This window comes from Streptosporangium sp. NPDC051022, assembly GCF_040683035.1.
Classification (GTDB): domain Bacteria; phylum Actinomycetota; class Actinomycetes; order Streptosporangiales; family Streptosporangiaceae; genus Streptosporangium.
Map to the genome: position 1 here is coordinate 24,592 of NZ_JBFBCF010000016.1, position 26,718 is coordinate 51,309.

General features: G+C 69.2%; 26 protein-coding genes. 8 read left to right on the plus strand and 18 right to left on the minus strand.

What is annotated here, in order from left to right:
- Positions 1-168 precede the first annotated feature (168 nt).
- From AB0N02_RS24835 to AB0N02_RS24855, 5 genes are all read right to left on the minus strand, one after another.
- Positions 169-1,134 carry a hypothetical protein gene (locus AB0N02_RS24835; RefSeq protein WP_363950850.1) on the minus strand — a complete coding sequence of 322 codons (966 nt, stop codon included), beginning with the start codon at positions 1,132-1,134 and terminating at the stop codon, positions 169-171.
- Between the two features lie 54 nt (positions 1,135-1,188).
- On the minus strand, positions 1,189-2,184 hold the full coding sequence (bioB, locus tag AB0N02_RS24840) for a biotin synthase BioB (protein ID WP_363950852.1): 996 nt from the start codon (positions 2,182-2,184) through the stop codon (positions 1,189-1,191).
- Positions 2,185-2,257: 73 nt separating this feature from the next.
- The gene (bioD, locus tag AB0N02_RS24845; RefSeq protein ID WP_363950854.1) at positions 2,258-2,980 is read right to left on the minus strand and encodes a dethiobiotin synthase; all 723 of its coding nucleotides are present in this window, start codon (positions 2,978-2,980) and stop codon (positions 2,258-2,260) included.
- A 56-nt stretch (positions 2,981-3,036) separates the two neighbouring features.
- A complete protein-coding gene (locus tag AB0N02_RS24850; RefSeq protein ID WP_184720397.1) occupies positions 3,037-3,756 on the minus strand; it encodes a GntR family transcriptional regulator in 720 nt (239 codons plus the stop codon).
- Positions 3,757-3,838: 82 nt separating this feature from the next.
- Complete coding sequence (locus tag AB0N02_RS24855; protein WP_363950857.1) at positions 3,839-5,011, minus strand: 8-amino-7-oxononanoate synthase; 1,173 nt, start codon at positions 5,009-5,011, stop codon at positions 3,839-3,841.
- Between the two features lie 67 nt (positions 5,012-5,078).
- On the opposite strand from AB0N02_RS24855, the gene AB0N02_RS24860 reads away from it, so the two are divergent.
- Positions 5,079-6,542 carry a PAS domain-containing sensor histidine kinase gene (locus tag AB0N02_RS24860; RefSeq protein WP_363950859.1) on the plus strand — a complete coding sequence of 488 codons (1,464 nt, stop codon included), beginning with the start codon at positions 5,079-5,081 and terminating at the stop codon, positions 6,540-6,542.
- A 122-nt stretch (positions 6,543-6,664) separates the two neighbouring features.
- On the opposite strand, the gene AB0N02_RS24865 is transcribed toward AB0N02_RS24860, so the two are convergent.
- Both AB0N02_RS24865 and AB0N02_RS24870 read right to left on the minus strand, forming a co-directional pair.
- Positions 6,665-6,919, minus strand: coding sequence for a WhiB family transcriptional regulator (locus AB0N02_RS24865; protein WP_363950861.1), 255 nt, complete (start codon positions 6,917-6,919; stop codon positions 6,665-6,667).
- Between the two features lie 282 nt (positions 6,920-7,201).
- On the minus strand, positions 7,202-8,185 hold the full coding sequence (locus AB0N02_RS24870; RefSeq protein WP_363950863.1) for a diacylglycerol kinase family protein: 984 nt from the start codon (positions 8,183-8,185) through the stop codon (positions 7,202-7,204).
- A gap of 86 nt (positions 8,186-8,271) precedes the next feature.
- Between AB0N02_RS24870 and AB0N02_RS24875 the strand changes: the two genes are divergently transcribed.
- Entirely contained in the window at positions 8,272-8,667 is a 396-nt protein-coding gene (locus tag AB0N02_RS24875) for a hypothetical protein (RefSeq protein ID WP_363950864.1), read from the plus strand.
- Between the two features lie 8 nt (positions 8,668-8,675).
- Here the strand turns inward: AB0N02_RS24875 and AB0N02_RS24880 are convergent, their stop codons facing one another.
- From AB0N02_RS24880 to sodN, 3 genes are all read right to left on the minus strand, one after another.
- Complete coding sequence (locus AB0N02_RS24880) at positions 8,676-9,455, minus strand: RNA polymerase sigma factor SigF (RefSeq protein WP_363950865.1); 780 nt, start codon at positions 9,453-9,455, stop codon at positions 8,676-8,678.
- Between the two features lie 17 nt (positions 9,456-9,472).
- Complete coding sequence (locus AB0N02_RS24885; protein WP_363951253.1) at positions 9,473-9,865, minus strand: anti-sigma factor; 393 nt, start codon at positions 9,863-9,865, stop codon at positions 9,473-9,475.
- A gap of 223 nt (positions 9,866-10,088) precedes the next feature.
- Positions 10,089-10,490 carry a superoxide dismutase, Ni gene (sodN, locus tag AB0N02_RS24890; protein ID WP_363950867.1) on the minus strand — a complete coding sequence of 134 codons (402 nt, stop codon included), beginning with the start codon at positions 10,488-10,490 and terminating at the stop codon, positions 10,089-10,091.
- An 89-nt stretch (positions 10,491-10,579) separates the two neighbouring features.
- Between sodN and AB0N02_RS24895 the strand changes: the two genes are divergently transcribed.
- Positions 10,580-10,885, plus strand: coding sequence for a S24 family peptidase (locus AB0N02_RS24895; RefSeq protein ID WP_363950870.1), 306 nt, complete (start codon positions 10,580-10,582; stop codon positions 10,883-10,885).
- Here the strand turns inward: AB0N02_RS24895 and AB0N02_RS24900 are convergent.
- Positions 10,852-11,385, minus strand: a complete 534-nt coding sequence (locus tag AB0N02_RS24900) for a CGNR zinc finger domain-containing protein (RefSeq protein WP_363950873.1) — start codon at positions 11,383-11,385, stop codon at positions 10,852-10,854. The two genes, AB0N02_RS24895 and AB0N02_RS24900, sit on opposite strands and share 34 nt — an antisense overlap.
- A 264-nt stretch (positions 11,386-11,649) precedes the next feature.
- On the opposite strand from AB0N02_RS24900, the gene AB0N02_RS24905 reads away from it, so the two are divergent.
- Entirely contained in the window at positions 11,650-12,843 is a 1,194-nt protein-coding gene (locus tag AB0N02_RS24905) for an NADP-dependent malic enzyme (RefSeq protein ID WP_363950876.1), read from the plus strand.
- Positions 12,844-13,176: 333 nt separating this feature from the next.
- Positions 13,177-14,553, plus strand: a complete 1,377-nt coding sequence (locus tag AB0N02_RS24910) for a hypothetical protein (protein ID WP_363950879.1) — start codon at positions 13,177-13,179, stop codon at positions 14,551-14,553.
- 141 nt (positions 14,554-14,694) lie between these two features.
- On the opposite strand, the gene AB0N02_RS24915 is transcribed toward AB0N02_RS24910, so the two are convergent.
- The 3 genes from AB0N02_RS24915 to AB0N02_RS24925 all read right to left on the minus strand — a co-directional run bounded on the left by AB0N02_RS24915 (position 14,695) and on the right by AB0N02_RS24925 (position 19,931).
- Entirely contained in the window at positions 14,695-16,218 is a 1,524-nt protein-coding gene (locus AB0N02_RS24915) for a hypothetical protein (RefSeq protein ID WP_363950881.1), read from the minus strand.
- Between the two features lie 738 nt (positions 16,219-16,956).
- A complete protein-coding gene (locus tag AB0N02_RS24920; protein ID WP_363950884.1) occupies positions 16,957-18,147 on the minus strand; it encodes a serine protease in 1,191 nt (396 codons plus the stop codon).
- Positions 18,148-18,383: 236 nt separating this feature from the next.
- The gene (locus AB0N02_RS24925) at positions 18,384-19,931 is read right to left on the minus strand and encodes a hypothetical protein (RefSeq protein WP_363950887.1); all 1,548 of its coding nucleotides are present in this window, start codon (positions 19,929-19,931) and stop codon (positions 18,384-18,386) included.
- A gap of 318 nt (positions 19,932-20,249) precedes the next feature.
- Between AB0N02_RS24925 and AB0N02_RS24930 the strand changes: the two genes are divergently transcribed.
- The gene (locus AB0N02_RS24930) at positions 20,250-20,765 is read left to right on the plus strand and encodes an SSI family serine proteinase inhibitor (protein WP_363950890.1); all 516 of its coding nucleotides are present in this window, start codon (positions 20,250-20,252) and stop codon (positions 20,763-20,765) included.
- Between the two features lie 56 nt (positions 20,766-20,821).
- On the opposite strand, the gene AB0N02_RS24935 is transcribed toward AB0N02_RS24930, so the two are convergent.
- Positions 20,822-21,955 carry a serine protease gene (locus tag AB0N02_RS24935; RefSeq protein WP_363950893.1) on the minus strand — a complete coding sequence of 378 codons (1,134 nt, stop codon included), beginning with the start codon at positions 21,953-21,955 and terminating at the stop codon, positions 20,822-20,824.
- A gap of 577 nt (positions 21,956-22,532) precedes the next feature.
- On the opposite strand from AB0N02_RS24935, the gene AB0N02_RS24940 reads away from it, so the two are divergent.
- Both AB0N02_RS24940 and AB0N02_RS24945 read left to right on the plus strand, forming a co-directional pair.
- Positions 22,533-23,465 carry a hypothetical protein gene (locus AB0N02_RS24940; protein ID WP_363950896.1) on the plus strand — a complete coding sequence of 311 codons (933 nt, stop codon included), beginning with the start codon at positions 22,533-22,535 and terminating at the stop codon, positions 23,463-23,465.
- Between the two features lie 171 nt (positions 23,466-23,636).
- A complete protein-coding gene (locus AB0N02_RS24945) occupies positions 23,637-24,599 on the plus strand; it encodes a zinc-binding dehydrogenase (protein ID WP_363950899.1) in 963 nt (320 codons plus the stop codon).
- Positions 24,600-24,857: 258 nt separating this feature from the next.
- Here AB0N02_RS24945 and AB0N02_RS24950 read toward each other — a convergent pair whose 3' ends face one another.
- The 3 genes from AB0N02_RS24950 to AB0N02_RS24960 all read right to left on the minus strand — a co-directional run bounded on the left by AB0N02_RS24950 (position 24,858) and on the right by AB0N02_RS24960 (position 26,646).
- The gene (locus tag AB0N02_RS24950; RefSeq protein WP_363950902.1) at positions 24,858-25,601 is read right to left on the minus strand and encodes a helix-turn-helix transcriptional regulator; all 744 of its coding nucleotides are present in this window, start codon (positions 25,599-25,601) and stop codon (positions 24,858-24,860) included.
- The gene (locus tag AB0N02_RS24955; RefSeq protein WP_363950905.1) at positions 25,598-26,395 is read right to left on the minus strand and encodes a DUF4097 family beta strand repeat-containing protein; all 798 of its coding nucleotides are present in this window, start codon (positions 26,393-26,395) and stop codon (positions 25,598-25,600) included. The genes AB0N02_RS24950 and AB0N02_RS24955 overlap by 4 nt, the downstream gene beginning before the upstream one ends.
- A gap of 71 nt (positions 26,396-26,466) precedes the next feature.
- The gene (locus AB0N02_RS24960; RefSeq protein WP_363950908.1) at positions 26,467-26,646 is read right to left on the minus strand and encodes a DUF6104 family protein; all 180 of its coding nucleotides are present in this window, start codon (positions 26,644-26,646) and stop codon (positions 26,467-26,469) included.
- Between the last annotated feature and the right edge of the window lie 72 nt (positions 26,647-26,718).

The following is a 26,718-nucleotide window of genomic DNA, read 5'->3' on the forward strand; positions in this document are numbered from 1 at the left end:
TGCCCAGATTCGTCCTCTCTAACGCCGTCGGCGCCCGTCGCCGGCGTCGCGGGGGCCAGGTCCCGCGGGGTTTCCGAAGACGGCGCGCGCCCGGAACGGTCCGTGACGCGCGCCAGCGCGGCCGGTCCCCGCGGTCGCCGGCGGTCGCTCACAGTTGCCGGCGGTCGCTCACAGCGGCGGGACCGACCAGCCCTTCTCCGCCCACAGGGGCGCGTGCTCGGCGTTGACGAACAACCGGTCCTCCGCGTTCGGGATCCGGTGGTAGCTCTGCGGGTGCAGCAGCTCCGACGAGCTGTCCGACAGGTCGAGCACGTAGCGGTCCGGCGCCCTGCGCCCGGCCAGGTAGCGCAGCTCGAAGGCGTGCAGTTTCAGCGGGTCCGCCGGGTTCCACAGGCCGAGACCCGCCGCGCGGGCCTGCCGTACCGACTCGCGGGCGTGGCCGAGCGCGCCCTTCTCCGCCAGCTCGCGGGCCGATCCGGGGGCCGGCACGGCCTGGGCGACCTTGTTCTCCTGGCGGACGAAGGGGTCCACGTTGGGCCAGATGAAGTAGGGCATGACGTGCCCGCCCGCCAGCAGCCGCTCGTTGTACGGCGCCGGCCTGGGTGCGACCTTCTGGTCCCGGTTGACGTAGCAGAGCAGCCGGCCGTACCGGTCGAGGATCTCCTGGCCGAAGGCCAGCCTGAGCTTGAACGTCTCCCCGGTCAGGCCCTGTTCGGTGATGTCGGCGCTGATCATGTCCTTGAGCGCCTGGGTGGCGGGGGCCCCGTGGTCGGCGTGGTTACGGGCGGTGGTCTCGTCCAGCCTGCCCAGGAGGTACTCGTGGAGCGCGGCGCGCAGCCGCAGCGGCTCGAAGCCCGCGGCGAACGGGTCGGCCAGGAAGGTGGTCCAGGCGGGGTTGGAGATCTTGACGAACCCCTTGGGGAGGTCGGGGAGGCTGGGGTTGCGGGGCAGCTCGAAGCTGACCTCCGGGGCGTCCACACCGAGCAGGCGTACGCCGAAGTTGCCGTCGGCGGCGATGTTGATCGTGTCGCCGTCGTGCACGAGCTTGTCGACGGGCTCCGCCTCTCCGCCGGAGCGGGCGAGGAGCGCGTGGCCGATGGTGATGCCGGGAACGGGCTGTTCGATCGCCTTCATGTCTCACATGATGAACGCCTGTTCCCGGCGCGTCCCGAGGTTGCGGAGGTTCGCTCAGAGTGTGTCGGAGAGCGCCTTGATCGGCATCTTCAGGTCGGTCAGCAGGCTCAGGTCCGCCTCGGGAGCGCGGCCCAGCGTGGTCAGGTAGTTGCCCACGATGATCGCGTTGATCCCGCCGAGCATGCCGTCGCGGGTGCCCAGGTCACCCAGGGTCAGTTCCCTGCCCCCTGCGTACCGCAGGATCGTGCGCGGCAGCGCGAGCCTGAAGGTGGCGATCGTCCTGAGGGCCTCGGAGCCCGTCAGCAGCGGGAACGACTCGAACGGCGTGCCGGGGCGCGGGTTGAGGAAGTTCAGCGGGACCTCGTCGGGTCGCAGCTCGCCGAGCTGCCCGGCGAACTCGGCCCGCTGCTCCAGGGTCTCGCCCATGCCCACGATGCCCCCGCAGCACAGCTCCATCCCGGCCTCGCGCACCATCAGGCAGGTGTCCCAGCGCTCCTCCCACGTGTGGGTGGTGACGACCTTCCCGAAGTGCGACCTGGCGGTCTCCAGGTTGTGGTTGTAGCGGTGCACGCCCATCTCGGCCAGCTCGTCGACCTGGGCCCGGGTGAGCATGCCCAGCGAGCAGGCGACGTTGATGTCGACCGCCTCCCGGATCGCCTTCACCCCCTGGCGGACCTGGTCCATCAGCCTGCGGTCCGGGCCCCGCACCGCCGCCACGATGCAGAACTCGGTCGCGCCGGTCTCCGCGGTCTCCCTGGCCGCCTGGACCAGGGACGGGATGTCCAGCCAGACGGCGCGGACCGGTGAGGTGAACTGGCCCGACTGGGAGCAGAAGTGGCAGTCCTCCGGGCAGCCGCCGGTCTTGAGCGAGATGATCCCCTCGACCTCCACCTCGGGGCCGCACCACTTCATCCGCACCTCGTGCGCGAGTGCCAGCAGGTCGGCGAGGCGGTCGTCGGGTAACTCCAGGCACCGCAGGGCCTGCGCCGCGTCGAGCCCCCTGCCCTCCCCGAGGACCTGTGCGCGGGCGATGTCGAGTATGTCGCTCATCAGAACTCCTTGAAGGTGGAGACCCCGCCTTCAGGCGGGGAGGAAACATGCTGCTCCACTCTTCGGCCGTCGTCTACGCCAGGAGCCCGAAGGTGGTCCGGAAGGCGGCGGCGTCGAATCCGCCACCCAGCACGGGGCCCAGGCCCGCGTGGGCCGTACGGGCGAAGGCCTGCCTGTCGAGGCTCCCGGCTCCGGCGGGGAGCGCGCCCGCCAGCGGCCTGGCGGCCAGCATCTCCAGGTCGGCCACGTTGCACCGCTCGGCCAGGCCCGGTTCGGCGGGCCAGGACCCGATCACCACGCCGGCGAGATCCAGCCCGCGGCCGGCCATCGCCTCCAGCGTCAGCGCGGTGTGGTTGAGCGTGCCCAGCTCCGCCCGCGTCACCAGGAGCACCGGCGCGGCCAGGGTCCTGGCCAGGTCGGCCAGGGTCGCGCCTTCCTCGTCGAAGCGGACCAGGAGCCCGCCCGCCCCCTCGACGACCACCAGCCGGTGGGAGGCGGCCAGCTCGCCGATCCGGACCGCCGCCCGGTCGAGGGAGACCGGAGGCAGGCCCGCGACGCGGGCGGCCGCCGCCGGGGCCAGCGGGTCGGGGAACCTGGACAGCTCGAACGTGGTCGTCACCCCGGAGAGCCGGATGACGTCGTCCAGGTCTCCGGGCTCGGCCGGACCGACCCCGGTCTGCGCGGGTTTCACCACCGCGACCGAGGACCCCCGCTCCATGGCGAGCGAGGCGATCGCGGCGGTGACGATCGTCTTGCCGACTCCGGTGTCCGTCCCGGTGACCACGAGGATGCTCATTCATCCCACCTTAGGTGGCCGTGACCTCCCCGGTTCCGGGCACCCGGGGGCGGAGGTCAGGGGCGGCGCAGGCGGGTGACGAACTTGTAGCGGTCCCCCCGGTAGAGGGACTGGGCCCACTCGACCGGGTTGCCGTCGGCGTCGAAGGCGTGCCGGGTGAGCAGGAGCATCGGCAGGCCGACGTCGACGCTCAGCACCTGCGCGTCGTACGGCGTGGCCAGCACGGTCTCGATGATCTCCTCGGCGTCGGTCAGCCGCACGTTGTAGGCGTTGTGCAGCGTTTCGTACAGCGAGGAGTGCACCTCGAGCTCGCGCCTGAGCCTGGGGAAGCGCCGGGCCGACAGGTGGGTGGTGTCGATCGACATCGGTTCGCCGTTGGCCAGGCGGAGCCGGTGGATCCGCAGCACCCGGCCGCCGGGGTTGATCGCCAGCCGTCGGGCCAGCGGCTCGTCGGCGGTGATGTAGCTGATGTCGAGGATCTTGGTGTCGGGTTCGAGGCCGACGGTCCTGAGGTCACCGGTGTAGGACGTCAGCTGGAGCACCTGGGCGACCTTGGGGTGCGCGACGAACGTCCCCTTGCCCTGGATGCGCACCAGACGGCCCTCGACCACGAGCTCCGACAGGGCCTGGCGCACGGTGGTGCGCGACGTCTCGAAGCGCACCGCGAGGGTCCGCTCCGGGGGAAGCGCGCTGCCGGCGGCCAGGCTCTTGGTGAGCGCGAGCAGGCTGCGCTTGACGTCGTAGTACTTCGGGATCCGGGGGGAGTCTTCCGTCACGCCCGCACCTCGTCCGACGGCTCGGGACCGGTGTCGGCCGGGGGAAGGACGCCTCGTCCGAGGGTCCGCTCGTTTCGCTCACTCACATGGTCACCTTCATCTCGGCCACGGCGGTGAGCGCACCCCTGATCACCGCTAGATCGTCGGAACTCAGATTGGCCCGCGCGGTCAACCGCAGGCAAGAGCGGCCGACCGGCACCGAGGGCGGCCGGAAGCATCCGACGCGCACCCCGCGTTCCGCACAGATGACGGCGGCCCGAAGCGCCGTCTCGGGTGGGCCGAGCACGATCGGGACGACCGCACCCGCCGGATCGTTGGTTTCCAGGCCGAGTTCGCGGGCCATGGCGGCCAGCTCCTTCGCTCTGGTCAGTACGTGTCCGGGCAGTTCGGGCTGATTGTGAAGGATATCCACTGCGGCGAGTGCCGCTGCCACGCTCCCCGGAGCCAGTCCGGTGTCGAAGATGAATGAACGGCCCGTGTCTATCAGGGTTTCGATCACCTCTGGGGCCCCAAGCACGGCTCCGCCCTGGGATCCCAGGGATTTGGAGAGTGTGACCGTTCTCACAACGCCGGGCTCGGCCGCCAGCCCCGCCGCGTGCACCGCCCCCCGTCCCCCCGCTCCGAGGACGCCGATCGAGTGCGCCTCGTCCACCACCAGCAGCGCGCTCTGCCGTACGGCCGCCGCGTACAGCTCCGCCAGCGGGGCCAGGTCCCCGTCCACGGAGAAGACCGCGTCGGTGACCACGACCGCGTGCTCGACGTCCCGGTCCGACAGCGCCTTCTCCACGGCCGTCACGTCCCGGTGCGGGGTGACCGCCACGCGCGAGCGCGACAGGCGGCAGGCGTCCACGATCGAGGCGTGGTTGCCCGCGTCGGAGACCACCAGGGCGTCCCGGCCCAGCGCCGTGACGGCCGCCAGGTTGGCCAGGTAGCCGGAGGAGAACACCAGGGCGCCGCCCGCCTCGGCGAAGACGCGCAGCCGCTCCTCCAGGGCGGCGTGCAGCGCGGTCGAGCCGGTGACCAGGCGGGAGCCGGTCGAGCCGGTTCCCCAGGTCCGGGTGGCCGCCGTCGCCGCGTCGGCCAGCCGCGCGTCCCGGGCCAGACCGAGGTAGTCGTTCGAGGCCAGATCGATCAGGCCGTCGTCGTCGGGTGTGCGGACGCGCAGGGTCCGCTTCAGCCCCGCCGCCGCCCGCGTCGCCGCGGCCGTACGGAACCGTGCCAGCGGATCGGAGGGCGAAACGGAGCTATCTGTCATAGGGGCATTTTCCCAATGTGGTGTGCCCGATTCGCGTTCGGGCCCGTAAAGAACGCATGATGCACGAGTGCCGACTCTAAGCGACCTGGCGGTTCGTCACACCGCGCTCGACGATGCGGACCTCGAGTGGATGCACTCGCTGGTCTCCGACTGGCAGCTTCTGGCCGACCTGTCCTTCGCCGACCTCATCCTGTGGATCCCCCTCAGGGAGGGGACGGGCTGGATCGCGGTCGCCCAGATGCGCCCGACCACCGGCCCGACCGTCTACCACGACGACATCGTCGGGATGACCGCGGCCAAGGGCGAGCGCCCGCTCATCGACACCGCCTGGAACGAGAGGCGGATCTGCCGGGAGGGCGACCCCGACTGGTCGAGCGGGGTCCCGGTGCGCGAGGAGACCATCCCGGTACGGCGGGCCGACCACTTCCTGGGCGTGATCCAGCGCTCGACGAACCTCTCCTCGGCACGCACCCCGTCGCGGCTCGAACTCACCTACCTGCAGAGCGCCTCCGACCTGGCCCAGATGGTGGCCGAGGGCCGCTTCCCGTTCTCCGGCGCCGAGCCGATCCTGGTCCGCTCGCCGCGTGTCGGCGACGGGCTGCTCAGGCTCGACCGCGCGGGCCGGGTCACCTACGCCTCGCCGAACGCCCTGTCGGCCTACCGCAGGCTGGGGCTGACCGCCGACCTGGTCGGCGCCGAGCTGGGCCGTACCACCGCGATCCTGTGTTACTCCGACGAGCCCATCAACGAGAACCTGATGATCGTGGCGAGCGGCAGGGAGCCCCGGGAGACCGAGGTCGAGTCGGGGGGCACGGTCGTGCAGCTGCGGGCCATCCCGCTGGTCGTCGGGGGCGGGCGGATCGGCGCGCTGGTGCTCATCCGCGACGTCACCGAGTTGCGCCGCCGCGAGCGGGAGCTGATGACCAAGGACGCCACCATCAGGGAGATCCACCACCGGGTCAAGAACAACCTGCAGACGGTGGCCGCGCTGCTGCGGCTGCAGGCCAGGCGGCTGCAGGTGCCGGAGGGGCGGGAGGCGCTGGAGGAGGCGGTGCGCAGGGTCGGCTCGATCGCGATCGTGCACGAGACGCTGTCCCACACGCCCGAGGAGCAGGTGGACTTCGACGACATCGCCGACCGGGTGATCGCGATGACGGGTGAGGTGGCCGCCCCCGAGGCGCAGGTGGTGCCGCGCCGGGTCGGGGCGTTCGGGGTGCTGCGTTCGGAGATCGCGACACCGCTGGCGATGGTCCTCACCGAGCTGCTGCAGAACGCGGTCCAGCACGGGCTGGCGCAGCGGCCGGGCAGGCTTCAGGTGATCGTCTCGCGGGGGGCCGACCGCCTCGACGTGATCGTCTCCGACGACGGCACCGGCCTGCCGGAGGGCTTCGACCTGGAGTCGTCCACCAGCCTCGGCCTGCAGATCGTGCGGACGCTGGTGGTGGGCGAGCTGTCAGGACGGTTGGCCATCGAGCCCAGGCAGGGCGGGGGCACCGAGGTCACGCTGAGCATTCCCCTCCCCGCGGCCTGAGCCGCGGCCGGAGGGGCTTCGCGGACCGTCTTTTCGAGGTCCGTTCACGGAAAGATCCGCTCTTTTGGAGCGGATCTGGTCTTCCGGGAGAGTCCGCTCCGGCGGATTCTCCGTGGGGGTTCTCAGACGCCGGCGCGGGTGCGGGCGCGGGCCGTGCGGCGCTTGAAGGCGCGGCGCTCGTCCTCGCTCAGACCGCCCCAGACTCCCGCGTCCTGACCGGACTCCAGGGCCCACTTCAGGCAGGCGTCGCTAACGGTGCACGTACGGCAGACCTGCTTGGCCTCTTCGATCTGCATCAGGGCGGGGCCGGTGTTGCCGATCGGGAAGAACAGCTCGGGGTCCACGTCACGGCAGGCAGCTCGGTGGCGCCAGTCCATGCGTCCACTCCTTTTAAAAGAGGAGCCCTTGCTTCGGCTCCGGCGGCGTACTTTGTGAAGACTTTCACTAACCAGCGCGAACGATTACCCGAGCCGGGGTCGGTTCGGGATCCTGTTCACTTGATCGCCGGTGGCCCGGGAGCGATGTGGCCGCTCAAAGGTCCTACGTTCCGACGTCACTGTCGAGATTGTCAGCCACGCTCAGTACATGCAAGAGGTTTGGGAGAACGTTTTGCCTGATATGCATGTCGGATGCGTCACATGATGACCAGTTGTAACCGATTAGACCAACACCTGTAACGCCTTCGGGATGGAGCGGAACGTCACGCGCTCGACCTCTCCCAGGTAGTCGCCGTCGAGTTGGAAGGCCACGGGACGCTCGGCGCTCAGCGTGAACTCCCGCTCGTCGTGGAACTGCACGAAGTGATGGCCCGTCGGCAGGGTGTCGCGGAGCCCGATGATCTGGGGCATCAGGTTGAGCATCGTCGGCAGGCCGAGGCGCTGCAGTCCCAGCAGGTCGAGCCCGGTCTCGAAGCTCGCCCACGGTGTCGGGCAGACGGGACGGGAGCCCACGTAGGTCCAGGGCGAGGTGTTGGAGACGATCGCCATGAAGATGTTGCCCTCGGGCGTCAAGTCGGGGCCCTCGACGCGCATCGGGGCGTGCCGCCTGTCCGTCGACAGGTAGTGGTGCAACGCGGTGTTCACATAGCGCGCCGGTGTGGCCTTGCGCCCGGTCCCGCGCATCCCCTCGACCGCCCTGATCACCTCGGCGTCGTATCCCAGCCCGCTGCAGAAGGTGAAGTATCTGCGCTGGCCGTTCCAGATCGCCTCGCCGAGCCCGACGGTCCGCCGCCTGCCGTCGCGCAGGGCCTCCAGGACCGCGCCGACCGCCTCGACCGGGTTGTTCGGCAGGCCGAGCGCCCGCGCGAAGACGTTCGCGCTCCCGCCGGGGATCACCAGCAGCGCGGGCCGTTCCATCGCGCCCCCGCTCCCGTCCTCGCCGGCCTCCGGGATCCGGCCGTCTCCGGCCTCGTCCTCGTCGTCCACGCCGAGCAGCCCGTTCACGGTCTCGTTGATCGTGCCGTCACCGCCGAGCACGGCCACCACGTCGAACCCGGACTCATGGGCCTTGCGGGACAGGTGGGCCGCGTGCCCCCGGTATCCGGTCTCCTCGACCGTCAGCTCCAGTGTCGCGCCCAGTGCTCGGATCAGCACGTCCCGCGTCCGCTGATTGGTCGTCGTCGCCTTCGGGTTAACCAGAAGCATCGCGCGCATAATGCCAGCGTATCCGCCGGGAACCGGGGTATCGCGGCGAAGAAGGGGGCGAGATGCCCCGGCGATAGGGTTGGACCGTGTCGAATCACCGCCCCCTGACCCTCACCGTCGCCGCCGCCGTCGTGGCCCTGGAAGGCGTCGTCGCCCTGCTGCTCGGCCTCTACGTCGGCGTCGAGACGGTGATCGGCCGGCCGTCCGACGTGGTGAGCTCGATATTCGTCGCCGGATTCGGGATCCTCGTCGGCGTCGCGCTGCTCTGGGTCGCGGTGGGCATGCTCCGGGCGGAGCGATGGGCGCGCAGCCCCGGAGTGCTCGCCCAGATCTTCGCCGTGGTGATCGGCGTCACGCTGATCCAGTCCGACCAGCGGGCCATCGGCATCCCGCTGATCGCCGCGGCAGTGATCGGACTGGTCGCGCTGCTGTCCCCGCCGACGACCCACGCCCTCTACGGAGACCACCAGGACGGCCCGTAGCCGTCCCGTCAGTCCTCGGCGGTCAGCCCCTCGCGGAGCTGGGCCAGGGTCCTGGCCAGCAGCCGGGAGACGTGCATCTGCGAGATGCCGAGCTCGGTGGCGATCTGCGACTGGGTCATGTTGCCGAAGAAACGCAGCAGCAGGATGCGCTTCTCGCGCGGCGGCAGCCGTTCGAGCAGGGGCTTGAGCGACTCGCGGTACTCGACGCCCTCCAGGGAGTCGTCCACGATGCCGAGGGAGTCGGCGACCGCGGGCGCGTCGTCGTCGCCGGAGTCGGGCGCGTCGAGGGAGACCGTGGAGTAGGCGTTGGCCGACTCCAGCCCTTCGAGCACCTCCTCCTCGCTCATCTTCAGGAACGCGGCGAGCTCCCCGACGGTGGGCGCACGCCCCTCGCGCTGGGACAGCTCGCTGATCGCCTTGGTGAGCGAGAGTTTGAGCTCCTGCAGGCGGCGCGGCACGCGGACCGCCCAGCCCTTGTCACGGAAGTGCCGTTTGATCTCGCCCACGATCGTCGGGGTGGCGTAGGTGGAGAACTCCACCCCCCGGGCGAGGTCGAAGCGGTCGATCGACTTGATCAGACCGATGGTGGCGACCTGGGTGAGGTCGTCGAGCCATTCGCCCCGGTTGCGAAAACGACGGGCGAGGTACTCCACAAGGGGGAGGTGGAGCTCGACGAGCTCGTCACGGATACGCTGGCGCCGCGAGTCGTCGGGGGTCAACTCCGCCAGTTCCGCGAAGAGCAGGCGCGCGCGCACCCGGTCGGGCACCGCGTGGTCGCTGGCGGCCATGGCACGAGTCCTTTCCGTCACGCCGGCCTCGCCGCGCCTCGGCGCTTGCGTAGCACGATCGCCATGCGGTCGGGGGAGTCGGTTACGGCGTCCACGTCGTCGGCCAGCGCGGTGAGCACCATCCAGGCGAAGTCATCACGCTTCGGCGCGGAGGTGCCGACGGTGTTCACCTCGACCCGGATCTGCATCAGCTGACCGGTGAGCTCGAACTCGGCCGTCAGGTCGGTGCCGGGAACGGCCTGGGTCAGCAGCATCGCGCACGCCTCGTCGACCGCGATCCGCAGATCCTCGATCTCGTCGAGCGTGAAGTCCAGCCGTGCGGCCAGTCCGGCGGTCGCCGTACGCAGCACGGACAGATAGGCACTCGCGGCCGGCAGCCGGACGCTCACCACGTCACGGATTCCGCCCATGTCGACCGCGGGCGTCTCGGTGTGTTCGGTCACGTTCCTCCTCGCAGAGTCGCTGACTGCAACCTACAGCCCCGTGGCGGTAGTTGGCCCGCTTGGACTCGCGATCGGGGCGATTTAGCACCTCAAGAACACTTTAAGACACCCGAATGGGGCCTACGAACAGGTCAGGCCCCGTGTGGTCGCACTCCACACGGGGCCTGACCCTCGATCAGGAGACTCGGGCTCAGGCGGCCTTGGTCGCCCAGAAGATCTTGGAGATCTCGTCGATCTTGCCCAGGAGCTCGTCGGCCTGGGCGGGGTCGACGGTGCCCTTGCCGCCCGCGGCGCCCGCGAGCTTGGTGGCCTCCCAGAACAGCTGATGCAGCTGGGGGTAGGCCTCCAGGTGCGGGGGCTTGAAGTAGTCGGTCCACAGCACCCACAGGTGGTGCTTGACCAGCTCGGCTCGCTGCTCCTTGATGACCAGCGCACGGGTGCGGAAGACCGGGTCGTCGTTCGCGACGTACTTTTCCATGATGGCCTTCACCGACTCGGCCTCGATGCGGGCCTGGGCCGGGTCGTACACACCGCACGGCAGGTCGCAGTGCGCGGATGCGACGTGCCGGGGGCGCAGAAGTCGTGCAAGCATCGGAAAATCCTTCCTTGATGCTGGAATCAGCATGGTCCGGTACCGACCTTACTCGTCTTCAAATGCCCGTGTGGATGGGGTTGAGCTCCGTGAGAGTACGTGTCGAGGGAGAGTCGATGTCGCCCGCGCTGCGCCCGGGTGACTGGCTCTGGGTGCGCCCCGGAGCCCCGGTCAGGGCCGGGGACCTGGTCGTCGCCAGGCTCCCGTCCGATCCGTCGCTCCTGATCGTCAAACGGGCGGCCTGGGAGAGCGCCGAGGGGTGGTGGCTGGAGAGCGACAACCAGCGCGCCCCGGGGCGCCTCGACAGCTGGGACTTCGGCGCCGTGCCGGTGTCGTCGCTGGTCGGCCGCGTGGTGCTGCGCTACTGGCCGCCGACCTTCCTGCGGGCCCGGTAGGCGGCCACGTTCGCCCGGCTGGCGCAGCGCTCCGAGCAGTAGCGCCTGGACCGGTTGGAGGAGGTGTCGAGGAAGGCCCGGCGGCAGGGAGCCGCCTGGCACAGGCCCAGCCGGCCGACGCCCAGGTCGGTCACCAGGGTGGCCAGGCCCATCACGGCGCCGACGGCGTACTGGTCGGCCATCCGGCCGCCCTCGGTGAGGTGCATGTGCCAGCGCTCGCCGTCGTGCCCGGAGATCTGGGGCTGCACGGGGTGCTGGATCAGCAGCGAGTTGAGCCGGTCGACCACGTCCTGCTCGTCGCCGTTCGCCGCGGCCTCGAAGATGACGATCAGCTCCTCGCGGAGGTCGCGCAGGGCGTCGAGGTCCCCGCGCGTGATGCGGCAGCCGGGGCGGTAGCGGCCGCCCTCCTCGAGAAGGACGCGCAGCCCGTCCAGCCCGGTCAGCCGGTCCGGGCTGTTGATCAACAGCACGGCCAGCTCGGCGTAGGAGGTCAGATCCATCGGGCGGTCCGTCGCTGTAAGTGATGGCAGAGGAGCCGCATCTTACATCGGCAATATGGCGCGCACCATGTAACGAAAGTAAGTGCCCCCTGTCACCTGCGTGAGTCTCACCATGTGGCACAATCGAGCAACGGGTGACCCCCGTACCCCTCCAGACGGCCCCACGAGCAGGCCCCGAGCGACTACCGAAGCCGGGCCAGGCCCGCGGCGGCGCGTCTACGAAGGACCAATCCGTCTGTGTCTGACTGAACTACAGGGGTCGCTGTGGCTGTCACGCCATCCTCTATTTCCCTTGAATCTCTCGATCTCGATCCGGCCTTCGCCCTGCACCGCGGGGGCAAGCTGGAGATCCGCTCGACCGTTCCCGTCCGCAACGCCGACGACCTGGCCCTGGCCTACACCCCCGGGGTGGCGAAGGTCTGCACCGCGATCGCCGACGATCCCGGCCTCGTCAACGACTACACCTGGGTCTCCAACGTGGTCGCCGTCGTCTCGGACGGCACCGCCGTGCTCGGCCTCGGAGACATCGGACCCGCCGCGGCCATGCCGGTCATGGAGGGCAAGGCCCTGCTGTTCAAGCAGTTCGCCGGGGTCGACGCGGTGCCGATCTGCCTCGACTGCACCGGTGTCGACGAGCTCGTCGAGACCGTCGCGCGGCTCGCGCCGTCCTTCGGCGGGATCAACCTCGAGGACATCAGCGCCCCGCGTTGCTTCGAGGTCGAGGACCGGCTGCGCGAGCTGCTGGACATCCCCGTCTTCCACGACGACCAGCACGGCACCGCGATCGTCGTGCTGGCGGCACTGAAGAACGCCGCCAGGCTGACCGGCCGCTCGCTGGGCGACCTGCGGGCCGTGGTCGCCGGCGCGGGCGCCTCCGGGGTCGCGGTGAGCCGCATCCTCCTCAACGCGGGCATCGGCGACATCGCGGTCGCCGACTCCAAGGGCCTCATCCACCAGGGCCGCGACGGCCTCAACCCGTTCAAGGAGGCCCTGGCGCGCGACACCAACAGGGCCGGCCTGCGTGGTTCGACCGAGTCGGCGCTGGCGGGGGCCGACGTCTTCGTCGGACTGTCGGGCTCCACGGTCTCCGAGCAGGCCATCGCGTCGATGGCGCCCGAGGCGATCGTCTTCGCGCTGTCCAACCCGACCCCCGAGGTGCACCCGGAGGTCGCCAGGAGGCACGCCCGGGTGGTCGCGACCGGCCGCTCCGACTTCCCCAACCAGATCAACAACGTGCTGGCCTTCCCCGGCGTCTTCCGGGGGGCGCTCGACGTGCGCGCCACGACCATCACCGAGAACATGAAGGTGGCCGCCGCCGAGGCGCTGGCCGCCGTGGTCGGCGACGACGACCTGTCGGCCGACCACGTGATCCCGAGCCCCTTCGACGAGCGCGTCGCCCCCGCGGTCGTCGCCGCCGTCGCGGCGCAGGCCCGCGAGGACGGGGTCGCCCGCCAGTAGGCCCTCCCGCGGGACCCGGTCCCGCCCGGCCGCCCCCGGTCCGTCCTCGGTCCGTCCTTCACCGTCCGCGCCGCGAGCCCGCACGGGGTCACCCCCCTTCCCGGCCCGGCGCCGGTACGCCGTCGTCATGACGCCCCTCGCCCGATCGGCGAGGGGCGTCTTCGGTTCGGGCGGGGACCGGGCCCGGGAAACCTCAAAGGCCGTTACGGATTGTGCTATAAACAGAGCTCTCGGTTATCTGGGTGGGCAAGAGCGCACACGCCGTGCGGACCGGGACACCTCGGTCGCGGTCGCGGCCCCCGCGCCCAGACCGTCCTCACCGTGAGGAGAGCGATGGAACGTGAGCCCAACCGGCTGCTCCAGCGGCTCATCGCCGAATCGGGCTTCACCCACAAGGGGCTGGCCCGCAGGCTCAACGAGCTCGGCACGGCCCGCGGCCTGCCCGGCCTGAGGTACGACCACGGTTCGGTGCTGCGCTGGATCGGCGGCCAGCGGCCGAGAGACCCGGTCCCGGCGCTGCTCGCGGAGACCTTCTCCCTGCGGCTCGGAAGGATGGTCGGCGCGGAGGATCTCGGCCTGCCGGTCGTCTCCACCTCCCTCGACCTCGGACAGGAGTTCCCCCACACGTGGCGGGAAGGGGTCGCCACCGTGACGGCGCTGTGGCGTGGGGACGCCGAAAGGCGCGGGTTCCTGCTGGACTCCGGCTTCGCGATCGGTGCCGGCTCCACCGGGGCCCTGCGCTGGCTGACCCTTCCCACGGAGGGCCGTCCGGCGGCGAGCGGCCCGCGGCGGGTGGGCATGGCCGACATCGCCGCGATCAAGGAGGTCACCCGGTCGTTCGGCGAGCTGGACAACAGGTTCGGCGGCGGCAGGGTCAGGTCGGCGGTGGTGAAGTACCTCGACACCGCGGTCGCCCCGCTGCTGGGTGAGGGCTCCTACGCCGAGGCGACCGGCAGGGCGCTGGCCTCGGCCGCGGCCGAGCTGACCAGGCTGGCCGGATGGATGGCCTACGACCTGGAGCAGCACGGACTGGCCCAGCGCTACCTGATCCAGGCGCTGCGGCTGGCCAGGGGGGCGGGGGACCACGGGCTCGGCGGCGAGATCCTCGCGGGGATGAGCCACCAGGCCGTGTACATCGGCCAGCCCGCGCACGCCCTCGACCTGGCCAGGGCCGCCCAGCTGTCCGCCCGCCGCGCCGGCGTCTTCGCCCTGCTGGCCGAGGCCCACGTGGTCGAGGCCCACGCCCACGCCCTGCTCGAGGACCGCGCGGCGTGCGCGGACTCCCTGCACGAGGCGGAACTGGCCTTCGACCGGCGAGGAAACGGCGACGAGCCCGACTGGATCGCCTACTTCGACGAGGCCTATCTGTCGGCCAGGATCGCCCACTGTTTCCGCGACCTGGGTGACGGAGCGGGAACCGTACGGCACGCGCGGCGGTCGCTGGAGATGGACGGGCGTTACGTCAGGGGGCGGGTGTTCAACCTGGCGCTGCTGTCGGCGGGGCTGCTCGAACACGGTGAGCTGGAGCACGCCTGCACCACCGCGGCCGAGGCGCTGGAGCTGGCCGCGGGCCTGCAGTCCGTGCGCACCCGGTCATATGTGACGGATCTGCGGCGCCGGTTCGCCCCCTTCGCCGCCGAGACACCGGTGGCCGAGCTGGAGCGGCGGATGAGGGAGCAGATGCCGGCGCTCTGGCCGGGAGGCCGGTGAGGACGGAGGGCGGGTGTGTGAGCGGGCCGCCTCCGAAAAACGGCGGGAAAAGGCCGAGGGGCCCGGCAGAAGCCGGACCCCTCGGATGAAGCAGGGTGAGCCTGAGGTTTGGACCCCCGAGGCTCGGGTGATCGTCGAAACTTACTTGACGATCGTGCCGGACCACACGTTGGCAGCCTTGGCGTAGATCGCGGCGGTCTCGCCGTCGAAGTACGGCGAGGTGCTCAGGTCGTAGCGGCCGTTCTTGTCCTGGTCGCCGAACAGGCTGGTCACGCCGTTGACGTAGCCGAGACGCTTGGCGTTGCTGTACTTGATGAGCCACGCGGCGCCGTCGGCACCCGGGGTCATCGAGCACTTGAGGCCAACGTGCTCCTCGACCTTCTCGGCCGCGGAGACGTACACCTTGCCGGAGGTCTTGCCGTAGCACCACTTCGGCGTAACGCCGGTGAAGGCCTTGTTGCCGTCGGGGTGCGCGTCCGCCGGGTAACCGAAGACGTAGACCGCCTGGCCGGTCTTCTGGTTCCAGGCGAAGCCCTGGCCACCGACAGCGTCGCCGAGGCGACCGGTGTCCTTGATGAAGTCGGCAACAACGTAGAACGTCGTCTTGTAGTAGGACTTGACGGCGCTCTTCTTCACCCAGTACTGGAGGTAGTAGTGGGAGATGGTGTAGTTGCCCTTTTCGTCAATCTTGCGGTAGCCCGGGCCGGTGTAGGCGTCGTAGACCGACTTGGTGACGTAGTCGGTGTGAACGTGCCCGTGCTGCATGCCGTTCGTGTCGTGCTTGCCGTTGTTCTTCGGAGCCTTGTCGTAGACTTCCTTAGAAACTTCCTGCTTGACCTCCACGCTACCGGGGGTCTTCGGGCCGGCCGGGTCCTCGACGGAGGTGGCCTTGGCCCACGCGTCGACGCTCTCGCCGCCGTTCAGGTCAACGGTCTTCTGGTACTCGGCCTCGGAGATCTCCGAGTCCTTGGCGAACTTGACACCGGTGTAGGCGTCGTAGTCCTTCTGGGAGACCTGCTTGGCGTTGCCGCCACCGATCTGAACACCGTTGTAAACGGTCACGAACGCGTAGTCGCGGTCGCGGTCGTTGTAAACGCTGTAGTCGTAGTGGGTGTAGGCCTGCTTGCCGACGTAGATGCCCCACGGGGTCTTGCCCTGGTAGTAGCCGGGCACGAAGACCCACTTGTCCATGACGCTGGCGTTCTTGCCGTCGTCGTAGACGCAGTGGCCGGCGGTGGAAACCAGGTTGTGGTACTTCGACTGGATCGAGGTGGCGGAGCACCACTTCAGGTTGTTGTCCGAGTCGACGAAGAACACCTTGCCGATGGTCTTCGGCAGGTTGATGTTCTTGACCTTCGACGCGACAACCTTCTCCTCGCCGATCGGGGCGATGTTGCCCGGCTTGCCGTCGGGGCTGTAGCCGCCGCCCGCGTTCAGCTTCGGAGTCGCCTTGGTCTCCCAGGTGTAGGGGGTGGCCGCGGCGAGGTTGTTGGTGTGCTCGTTGGCCTTGAGCCAGAAGTTCGCGACCTCGAGGGCGGCCGGAGCGTCCTTGGCCATCGTGTCGGAGGCCCAGTCCGGAACGGCCTGAGCGGTACCGGCCAGACCAGCGGCCAGCAGACCGGAGGCGAGGACGACGCCACCGGCGGGGAGGAGAATGCGCTTCAAGGGAAACTCCTTGGTCTGATGTGGAACGCTTCTTGCGTCCCATGCGTCAGTAAAGGGATAGCCAGAAACATACAGGGCTGATCTTGAGGATCGGAAGCCGCTTTGGTGGGTAAGGAACCGAGGTGGTGGCCCGAGACCTTTCCGTTACATTTGGCGACCCCTGAAGTGCTTGGCGGCCTTGGCGGCGGTGCGTCGCGTTTCCGCAGATGGGCATGATCTCGATACGCATGTGACCAATGTGGTGTAATCGGGCGAACACGGTGGGTGGCAGAGTGTATGTGACGCAGATCACACAAACTTGATGGCACCGATCGGAGCTGAACCACGTCTAACGCGACCGATCCGTCCCAAATGGCCGACTTCTCCGTCTCTGGCGGTCTCGGGAAGGCCCGCGAGATTGCCGGGACCGAACTTCGGATTCCCCTGTTTTATAGGGCAGATCGGAAAAAACGGACCCGGCGTGTGCCCGGAGCTCGTGCCGGAGCAGGAGCCGGAGGGGCGGATGCCGCCGTCGGGAGGCGGGGAGTCCCCGTGTCCGCTGGGAGATCGGAAACGCCGTGCCTTCGGAAGGAGGCTGAGAGCCCTCGTGTCCGCCGGGCGCCGGAAACGGCTGTGCCCCCGCCGGAGGAGACCGGTGGGGGCACAGAGGTGGCACGGAGGTGGCACGGAGGTGGCAGGGCGGCTCTAGGAGGGGCGGCAGGAGAGGGACGCCGCGGGAACGGGGCGCGGGGCGGCTCGTTACTTGGACTGCTGGCGTTCGGCGTACTCGTAGACGACGTAGGTCGACTGGGTGAAGTACGGCGAGGAGATGCGGTCGTACCTCTTGTCGGTGTCGGTGTCCCAGGCGAAGCTGTTGACGCCGTTCAGGTAGCCGACACCGCGCTGCGGGTCGTATTCGATCAGCCAGGGGCCGCCGCTCGCCCCGCCGGTGAACGTGCAGCCGAGCGAGACGCCGGTCTCGACCAGCCGGGTCGGCGCCCTCGTCCGGTAGGTGCGCCCGTCGCACCAGAGCATCTTCTGACCGTCGTATGGCCGGCTGCCGTCGATGTGCGGCGCGGCCGGGTACCCGAAGGCGAAGACGGACAGCCCGACGCCGCGGTTGACCATCAGGCCCTGTCCCCCGACGTTGTCCTCCAGGCTGCCGACGGACTCCATCTGGTAGGTGTTCGGGGTCTTGCCGGGCTTCCAGACGAACCCGTCGTGCACCGTGACGAAGGCGTAGTCGTAGTCGTAGTCGCCCCTGCCGGTGAAGCTCTCGTGCAGGTTGAGCGAGTGGCCGACGTAGATGCCGTAGGGCGTCCTGCCCTGGTTGTAGCCGGGGATGAAGATCCAGTAGTCGGCGTTCAGGCCCTGCTTGGCGTCGTAGGCGCAGTGCCCGGCCGTGGCCACCAGGTTGTGGTACCTGGAGGCGACCGCCGAGGCGGAGCACCAGTACTCCTTGTTGCCGATCTTGAAAAAGACCTTCCCCACGGTCTTCGGCAGCGTGCTGACGCTCGGGGACTTCTTCGTCGGCAGGGTCGGCTTGACGACCGACGAAGTCCTCCTGGTCATGCTGTAGGAGGTGGCCTTGGCCGGGGTGGCCTCACCGCTCGCCGCCGTGGCGTCGGCGGCCGTACCGGTGGGCGTCGGGGAGACCGGTGCGGAGGAGGCGGTGCCGCCGTTGCTGGGCTTGACCTCGGGGGTGGCGGGATTGTTGTCCTGGGCCTGCTTGAGCCTGGCCGGGTTCCAGTACTCGGCCACCCGCTTCATGTCCGCGTCGTTCTTGGTGAGCGTGATGGACGTGATGCTGCTGGAGGCGCCGGTGTTCCAGGTGTGGGTGTTGCGAGTGCCGGCGGCGCTCGCGCCCCCGGCGAACGCGGACATCACGAACACACCTGTGGCGACGAGGGCGCCCAGTGTGGTCGTCAACCGCCGTGCGCGGGGGAACATGAAGGGCTTTCCCTTCTGGATCAAGGGTTAGGGAGGGTCGTAAGGGGTGATTTTTCCAGATCAACTTAGTTTTGGGCAGCTCGGTGGAGTGATCTGCTTTGACACCGTTATCGGGAAAATTGTGTACCGCTACTCGATGAAGTTTGCATCGAGGGGCATAAGCAGCCCGTCAAGCTGCGGGAAGACCCGCCGGCGCCGAACGCCGGGGGCCTCCCCACAATCACGACATCCGCGCTCTAGGCCGGGAGCTTCCCGGTCCAGAGGTTGGCGGCGTACTTGTAGATGCCGTAGGTCTCACCGTTGAAGTACGGGGTGGTGACCCGGTCGTAACGGCCGTTCTTGTCGCTGTCGATCGTCAGGCTCACGACACCGTTGAGATAGCCGGTCCGCTTGCTGCTCTTGTACTGCAGCAGGAACGGGCCGCCACTGGCGCCCGGGGTGAAGGCGCACTTGATGGCCTGCTGCTCCTCGGCCTTGAACTGCGGTACGGCCGGGGCGGTGCTCGTCTTGCCGTAGCACCACTTCATGGTGTGGCCGCTGTAGGGCTTGTCGCCGTCCAGGTGGGCGGAGGCGGGGTAGCCGAACGCGAAGACGTTCTTGCCCGTCTTCTGGTTCCAGCTGAAGCCCTGGCCGCCGACGTTGTCGCCGAGACGGCCGGCGTTCACCACGGTGGTGATGTAGTGACGGAAGATCACGTACTTCACGGACGAGGTCTTCTTGATGTACTTGACCACGTAGTAGTGCGTGATCGTGTAGTTGCCCTTGTCGTCGATCTTCCGGTAGGCCGGGCCCTTGTAGGCCTCGTACTCCGACTTGGTGACGAACTCGACGCGGGTCTCCAGCTTGGAGCCGCTCTTGGGCCAGGACTTCTGGTCGAGGACGTTGCCGTCCTTGGTGACCTTGTCGTCCTTCAGCCCGTAGACGTCGCCCGAGACCTTCTCCCACGCCCACTTGTCGGTCTCGGTGGCGACCGCGAGGGCGTCCTTGAACTGCGGGCCGACCTCGTCCTCGGAGGAGATGTTCTCGACCTTGCCGAGGCCGCCCTTCTGGGTCCACCGGTCGTAGGTCTCGTAGTCGACGGTCTGGGCGTCCTCGCGGCCGACCCCGCCCTTGTCGACGTGCGCCTTGAACGTCTTGTAGTCGACCTCGCGCTCGGGCTGCTGCTTGATGCCGTCGTAGACGTTGACGAACGCGTAGTCGTAGTCGTAGTCCTCGTAGACGTCGAAGTCGTAGTGCATGTTGACCTTGGCGCCGACGTAGATGCCCCAGGGAGCCTTGCCCTGGTAGTAGCCCGGGATGAACACGAAGTTGTTGTAGGGCTTGTTCCTGTCGGTGTCGTACACGCAGTGACCCGCGGTGGCGACCAGGTTGCGATACTTCGACTGGACCGAGGTGCCGGAGCACCAGCGCTCCTGGCCCTTGTCGTCGACGAAGAAGACCTTGCCGACGGTGATCGGCAGGTTCAGGTTCTTCGACTTGCCCGCGTTCTTGCCGCCCTGTCCGGTCGGGGCGACGGTGCCGGCCTTGCCGTCGGCCGAGGCCCGGGAGGCGCTGCTCTTCAGCTTGGCAGAGACGCTGCCCTCGGAGAGGTACGTCTTGGCGGACTTCAGCTTGGCGGAGGTCCAGTAGCCCGCGATGGCCTTCGCGTTACCGGATGCGGCGAGGGTGACCGTCTTGCGGTCGGGGGCGGCCTGGGCCGTGGTGGCGAGGGTGGCGCCGATCAGGGAGGTGGCCGCGACGGCACCACCGAGGGGGAGGATCAGGCGCTTTGCTCGGGAGTTCAATCTAGCTCCTTCTTTGTCATGGGTCGCTTGCGGCTCAACCCACGCATGCGTAAAGAGACAAGTGGAGACCGTACTAGGCAAAGAACGGTTAAAGGACAACAAATCGGGCGTTGGCCTTGACCGTTATAATTTCGTTACCAAATGGGTGGAACCGAACCTTCAAGATCCACGTCTGATCTACCCGCTCTTGACGGCGGGTGGGGGTGCGGCCGCCGCAAGACCATGAGCTGCGAAAACGTGAGAGTCGGTCGTTGCCGGGGCGGGGCGGTTGCGGGAGGCTGAACGGCGCTCGACGTCACACGAAATTCGGGGGAATCCTTGCGACGTCTCTTCTGCCTGGCCGCTGCCGGGTTCCTGCTCCTGTCGGGTACGGCCGCCGCCGCCACCCCGCCGCCACCCCGCGACCCCGACCCGCCCGTGGACAAGCCGATCTGGCCGCGGGCCCCCTACCCAACGGAGCCCGTCCCGATCGTCCCCGGGCCGGTCAGGCCGATCGGCGTCAAGCCCCCCGGCCGGGTGCGGGCACTCGTGCTGACCTTCGCCTACGGCGAGAGGGTGGCGCCCGTCGTCCGGCACGCCCTGCTCATGTGCGATCCGCCGCGCGGCACACACCCCGCGGCGGTCGAGGCGTGCGAGGCGCTGATCCCCGTCCACGGAGACCCCGGGGCGCTCACCCCGCTGCCCGGCGTGGTCTGCACGACGCAGTACGACCCGGTCACGGTCACCGCGACCGGCACCTGGGACGGCCGGTTCATCCGGTTCGAGCACACCTACGGCAACGCCTGCACGCTGTACGCCGAGACCGGCTCTGTCTTCTCCTTCCGTGAGCGGTAGGACCGGGATCGAGGCCGGGACCGTACGGCGGGCGTGCCGACGGCCCGCGGAACCGGTCAGCCGGTCCGGCGGCCGGCCGCGGCCCGGTAGACCCGGTAGGTGTCGCCGTTGAAGTACGGCGAGGAGACGGTGTCGTACCTGCCGTTGCCGTCGGTGTCCCAGTTGAGGCCGTTGACGCCGTTGAGATAACCGGTCCGGGTGGAGCCGTCGTACCTCAGCAGCCAGGCGCCGCCGCCTGCGCCCGCGGTGAAGGGGCACGCGAGCCCGGTGTGCTCCTGGACGGAGTACTTCGGCGCGGCGGGCATGGCGCCCGTCGTGCCGTAACACCACTCCATGGTGCGGCCGGTGAAGGGGCTGTCCCCGTCGGGATACGGTCCCGCGGGGTAGCCGAAGGAGAAGACCTTGTTCCTGACCTTCTGGTTCCAGGCCAGGCCCTGGCCGCCGACGTTGTCGCCGAGCCTGCCGACGTTCCTGACGGACGGCCTCCGGGTGCCGCCGGCGCCCCCGCTCCAGCTCACCTTGAGGCCGGGGTGCACGTTGACGAAGGCGTAGTCGAAGTCGTAGTCCTCCTTCACGACGAAGTCGTCGTGCGCGTTGAACCACGCCGCCGCGTAGACGCCGTAGGGGTTCTTGCCCTCCCGGGCCCGGTCGCCGTCCCAGTAGGACGGGACGAAGATCCAGTTGTCGTGGAACCGGTTGGACCTCACGTCGTAGACGCAGTGCGCCGCGGTGGCGACCACGTTGTGGTACCTGCCCTGGACGGAACTGCCGGAGCAGTACTTCCAGCTCGCCGGGTTCAGCGGGTTGGAGCCGGGGAGGGTGAAGAAGATCCGGCCGACGGTGTTGGGCAGGTTGATGTGCTTGCCCTTGACCGTCTTGGCGCCCTCCCCGCCGATCGGCGGGACGGCCCCGCCCGGACCGTCGGGGGTCGTGGCGGCTGTGGCGGCTGTGGCGTCCCGGGTCCTGCCGTTCCTGACGGTCAGGGCGAGGTCCTCGGTCACGTCGCCAGCCCCGCGCATCCGCTCGGGGGACCAGAAGGCGACGGCATCGGCGGCGGAAGTGGAGGCCGCCGCACCGGTCACGCCGCCGGGGGCGGCGTGGGCCTCGGCGGGGGTGGTGGCGCCGATCACTCCGGCGATCAGGAGAAGGCCGGTGAGGGGGATCGCGAGGCGCCGTGCTCGGGAATTCAATGGAGCTCCTTTCGTTCTTGGCGGGGAGACGGGACATCTCCTCGCCAGGAAAGCGATCGGAACGCTACTGAATGGATCATCCGCCCGGCCGGTAACAGCCATGAAAAGGTATGGGCCGGTTCCGTCCGATACGATCCCGTTATTTGAATATCCGCTCGTTATGATTTAACGAATTGGTATTTCCGCAGTTGGGTGCACGTGTGTCGCCGATTCCCGGCACCTCCGGCACCATCGGTAACATCGATTACCGGATGTTACTCGGGTAACGGGGGCAACTCTGTGCCGTTGAGCTGCCGCTCCTCCCGCCGGACGTGCCCGCGGCGGCCGTCCCGGAAATCCCTTTCCCTTTCGTGTCCCCGGGGGCCGGGCTCGGTCATTCCGGCCCGCGGGGGATGTCGCGCCGGATCGGGCGGCCGGGCGCCGCTCTCTGCGGCCCGTCGTCACCCCGGCCAAGCCGATGAATGTCGCGATGTGGTGACACATCGGTTCTGATTTGTGATCGACTTGATATGGGCATTCAGGTCGGGGCGCCCCAAGATGAGCCAAAAGCATATTTTTCGCGTGAGGCAGTCTGAACGTGGCCGGGGATCCGAACGACATCATCGAGGCCGAAGCACCCAGAGGTCCCCGGCGCTGGGTCGGGATCGCCGTGCTGGCCGCGCTCGTGGCCGTACCGGTGATCAGCCTGCTGGCCGGCCGGGACCCCGGCGTGACACCGCCGAGCCCCGCCTCCAGCCCCAGTCCCGACTCCGGCCTCGCGAGCCCGCAGCTCGTGCCCGGGAGCGTCGCATCGACGTCCGCCGCGTGGCAGGCGACCAACGTGCTCCATCCCAAGCCGCGCCGCAAGGGCGGCAGGGAGATTCTGGACGTCGTCTTCCCCGACGGCTCGAAGGCCGAGGTCGACTATCCCGCCGACCTCGGCCTGGCCGAGCTGGGAGTACGGCCCGCGATGGGCGGCTGGCTGGAGGGATACTTCAGCCTGTTCCGGCAGCTGACCGTACCGTCCGGCGGATCGGCCGAGGTCGCCCAGGACAGGCCGATGATCCGACGGCTGACCGCCGGGGTCACGCTCTGGCAGCCCATGAGCGAGGCCGAGGGGCAGGTGCTGCTGTTCGACTTCGCCCCCTGGTATGTCACGCTGCGGGACGTCAAGAACGGCATGACCTACGAGCAGCGGCTCATGTGGGCCGAGAACCTGCGAGGCAGGACGACCGGCGACGGCTACCTCGTGCTGAAGGCCACGTCCCAGGTACGGCTCGCCGCTCCGGGACAGACCTTCCGGGGCGAGCTCGTGGGATCGCAGCTGTGGTTCGGGGGCGACGGGAGGCCGCTGCTGGTGATCGCGCCCGCGCCGCACTGCGACACCGCGTCGACCGCCGTGTCCGCGATCGATCCGAGCCAGGGCTTCTCCGCAGAGACGTGCCGGGGCGACGTGTACGTCGCGGCCTCGGGTGAGCGCGAGGTCGTCGAACGGATGATGGCCGACGTCAGGATCCGGCTCAAGTCGTAGTGCGGACCCGGTCGCGGACCCGGTCATGGGCCGGGACATGCTCACAGGCCGGGGCATGGTCACCGGAGGCGCGGAGGAACCCGGCCGCGAGGAACGAAGGCGCGAAGGGACACGGCCGCGGAACGGTGGACCCCCGGCGGCCGGCCGAGGCCGGAGGCGTAGGGTGCGGCCATGTTCGCCGTAACCGCCACACAGATCGCTCCCGAAACTCCGCTCGCCGGGCTCACGCTCGGACAGCGCCCGGAACCCGAGGTGCCGGACGGCTGGACCGTCGTCACGGTGAAGGCCGCCTCGCTCAACCACCACGACCTGTGGACGCTCAAGGGCGTGGGCATCCGCCAGGACAGACTGCCGATCGTTCTCGGCTGTGACGCCGCCGGACTCGACGAGGACGGCAACGAGGTCATCGTGCACGCGGTGATCGGCGGCGGCGCCGACGAGACGCTCGACCCCAGGCGGTCCCTGCTGTCGGAGGTTCACGACGGCACCTTCGCCGAGCGGGTGGCCGTGCCCCGGCGGAACCTGGTGCCCAAGCCCGCCGCGCTCAGCTTCGAGGAGGCGGCCTGCCTGCCGACCGCGTGGCTGACCGCCTACCGGATGCTGTTCGACAAGGCGGGACTGGAGCCGGGCTCGACCGTGCTGGTCCAGGGGGCCGGCGGCGGCGTGGCCACCGCGCTGATCGCCCTGGGCAGGGCGGGCGGCTACCGTGTCTGGGTCACCGGCAGGTCGGAGGAGAAGCGGGCGCGGGCGCTCGACCTCGGCGCCGACCAGGTCTTCGAGAGCGGTGCCCGGCTGCCCGAACGGGTCGACGCGGTCATGGAGACCGTGGGCCAGGCCACCTGGGACCACTCGCTGAAGGCGCTGCGGCCCGGCGGGCGGATCGTGATCTCCGGGGCCACCAGCGGAGCCGTACCGCCCGCCGACCTGAACCGGGTCTTCTTCCTGCAGCTGTCGGTGATCGGCTCGACCATGGGCACCCGCGACCAGCTGGCCAGACTGGCCCGCTTCCTGGAGCAGACCGGTGTCCGTCCGGTGATCGACCGGGTGCTTCCGCTGACCGAGGCCCGCGAGGGCTTCGCGGCCATGCACGAGGGCGGCGTGTTCGGGAAGATCGTCTTCACTGCGCCGGAGTGAGCCGGTCGGTCCGGGAGACGGGGTGCGCGTCGTCCACCGGCGCCGGTCTGGTTGGTGTCACGGCTCGCCGTACCGGCGCTGGAGGGTGGTTCGCACGTGGTGGTGGCGGGGGTGGTGGCCGTGTGGTGGTTCGCGCGGCGGGGGCGTCGCGGTGTGGTGGGCGTGCGGGGAGGGATGTAGGGGAGGGCGGCCCCGTGGTGACGCGTACGCGGTGGAGGCGTGCGGTCACCACGGAGGTGGGGCGGTCGTCGGCCGTGGTCAGCGCATCGCGTCGCGGATGCGGCGCGCGGCGTCGTAGAGCGCGTCCTGCGCGGTGGCCAGCGTCTCCTCGGTCACCTGGCGGCCGACGGCGTCCTCGCGGATCTCCTGGACGAACTCGGCCAGCATCTGCCCGAGCTGGGTGTCGTGGTCGCGTGATCCGTGACCGGTGAAGCTCTCAGCCCAGACGCGCTTCCAGTCGTGCTTCCAGTCTTGCTTCCACTCCTGGCTCTGCCGCTGCCACTCACGCTTGTGCCGCTGCCATTCGGCCTTGTGCTCCTGCCAGGCCTCACGCTGGGCATGCCGGGTCTCGCGTTCGGCCTGCCGGGCGTCGCGCTGGTCCTGCTTGGCGCCCTGGCGCACGTCGCGCGCCATCTGGGTGAGCTCGTCGCGCAGCGACCTGACGGTGTCGCGCACGTCCTCCTTGACCTCGCGGGCGATGTCGCGCACGGAGTCGGAGATCTCCTGCTCCAGGTCGGCGAGCTCGTCCTCTCTGGCCTTCAGCTCCTCCTGGCCCTGTTCGGTGAGGGTGAAGACCTTCTTGCCGTTCACGACCTCGTGGGTGACCAGCCCCTCCTCCTCCAGACGGGCCAGGCGCGGGTAGATCGTGCCGGGGGAGGGGGAGTAGACGCCCAGGAAGCGGTCCTGGAGCAGCCGGATCACCTCGTAGCCGTGACGCGGGCTCTCCTGGAGGAGTTTGAGGAGGTAGAGACGGAGCCGCCCGTGGCCGAAGACCGGGCTCATGCCTGTTCTCCCTTCAGCAGCGTGACGTCCGCCGAGATGGTGGTCGCCGACAGCGAGGCCATGCCTCCGCCGATCCGGCCGCTCAGCGTTCTCACGCCGTGCTGGTTCACGTGGCTCAGCTCGTGGAAGGCGGTGTCGAGCCTGCCGGAGGTCGACCGGATGGTGACGTCGGTCTCGACCGTGCGCGGCAGCCGGAGCACGATGTCGCCCGAGACGCTGTTCAGCGTCACGTGGCCGGTCGGAGGCAGTTCCAGGTCGGCGGTGATCCGCCCGGAGACCGTGGTGGCGCGCAGGCGGCGGGGCGTCCCCTTGGCCACGGTCAGCTCGCCCGAGACGCTCTTGAACGACAGGTCGCCGACCAGGCCCCGGCTCTCCACGTCACCGGAGACGGTGTCGGCGTGGATCTCGCCGCTCACCCCGTCGAGCACGATCTCGCCGGTGACGCTCTTGACCGAGGTCTGGCTCTCGAAGCCGGCCACGACGGCCGAGGCGGAGACCACTCCCGCGTTGACCGGGCACTCCTTCGGCACGGTCAGCGTCAGCGTGGTCTCCCTGCGTCCCGGGCGCAGCCATCCGAGCAGGCCGTCCCAGGTCAGGTCCTTGTAGGCGACCGTCAGCGTGCCGTCGTCCTCGTGGGTGACGATCAGTGGCGGGGTGCCGACGTCGGTGACCTCAAGGCTGGGCGGCCCCTGACTGGCCAGCACCGCCAGTCTGCCGGCCACGATCCGCACGTTGAGCTTCCGTACGGCGTCGAAGGTGAGCTGTTCGGGTTTCTCGATGGTCCACTGCCGCATCTTCGTGACCTCCTTGTGGAAGACACGATATGTCGCGTTGGATGCGGTGGTCAAGATATATCGCGTTCGGGTTACTCGTCCTCGTCGTCCAGCCGGGCCAGCCAGGTGGCCAGCCGTTCGATCGGGATCTCGAACTCGGGGTTCAGGTCGACGAACTCGCGCAGCCGCTCGGCCAGCCAGGCGACGGTGATCTCTTCTTCCTCGCCGCGGCGCTCGATGAGCTCCTCGATGCCCCGATCGGTGAAGTACATCGTTCTCCTTGCGTTCATGTCCATTAACGGGGAAGTCCCCCACAGGGGTTCCTGTGGGGGACTTCGGGGTCG